Here is a 1,258-nt window from a genome sequence, read left to right on the forward strand (position 1 = left end):
CGAATGGTTATATTGGAGCAGCAGAGAATACAATAAAAAATAAAATAGAAGCAAAAAAAGTTGCACTATGGGCGGCATTTAACGGACATATTGATGTCGTGAATACTTCTATGATAGCAGGAGTTGCTGGTTTGCAATTTATAGCTCTCTCTAATCCTGATCTAGATTATCCAGATGATCCACAAAAACGTAAAAGCAGTGAAATCAATTTAACCAATGCAGATATTCACGTTGAAAATGGCACAGGAATTTTTGTTGGAGCTTTTACTAACACAAACATGGAAGATATTCCAACTTTATCAATCGGTACAGCAAATCTCAAAAATTCAGAAATCCATGCTGATGTATTGTTAGGAGATGGTCTTTTCGAAGATCCAAAATCTTGGAAAAATGACAATTATTGGAACAATAAAGAGGTTAAAGCGATCTCCAATGGCACCTTCACCTTAAGCGCTGATCAGTCTACTCTAGAAGGCAGAGCAAATATTTCTAAAGACAGAAATGTACGTTTTGATCTGAAAAACAAGACAACATGGACACTAAAGACCAGTACAAAAGAAAAAGATGATGATGGCAATCTGCTTGATATCGCTCAAAGATCTCGTTCTGATATTTCCACGCTTAATCTCGATAACAGCTCTATTGTTTTTGATGGACTGGTAGAAGATCATTATCACACATTGCATATAGGATCTGGTAAACCAGATACGCAAACAGTCTACAACGCCTCTGGTAATGCAAAGATTTACTTCAACATTGCTTGGAGTGATGGGGTAGCAAGTGCCGATCAAAAAACCGATAGACTTTTGATCCACGGTGATGTCTCAGGCTCCACAACAGTTTATATCAAAAGCGATTCAGGAGATGAAAGTAGTGTAGTCAATGCTGCTGATCCTTCCAATATAGGTGGCCTCTCGCTCATTCAAGTATCTGGAAAAGCACAAGAAGACTCTTTCAAACTCGTAAATGGCTATACCACAAGAAATCGTTTGCCTTATAAATATACGCTAACGGCCTATGGACCAGAGTCAAGCCACGGTACAGCCGATGTTGCACAAAGCCTCTTTGATGAAAAGAATGAAAATTTCTGGGATTTCCGCTTACATAAAGAAATTCTTGAAACGGATTCTGGTTCTGGTCCAAGTGTGATCGTCCCTGTAGCACAAACGGCCAGTTACTTAGTCATGCCAAATGCTCTCTTCTATAGTGGATTAACCGATATGGCTAAACAAAACGCGCTTTTAGCCAATATCAGAAC

Annotated in this window: 1 pseudogene; it reads left to right on the plus strand. The window is 38.8% G+C overall.

The features are described 5' to 3' along the window. Positions 1-1,258, plus strand: a pseudogene (locus tag ACFIL8_RS10510) (autotransporter outer membrane beta-barrel domain-containing protein); the annotation flags it as partial.

Origin of the sequence: Bartonella sp. AP57NXGY (assembly GCF_042195805.1) — a bacterium.
Lineage (GTDB): Bacteria > Pseudomonadota > Alphaproteobacteria > Rhizobiales > Rhizobiaceae > Bartonella.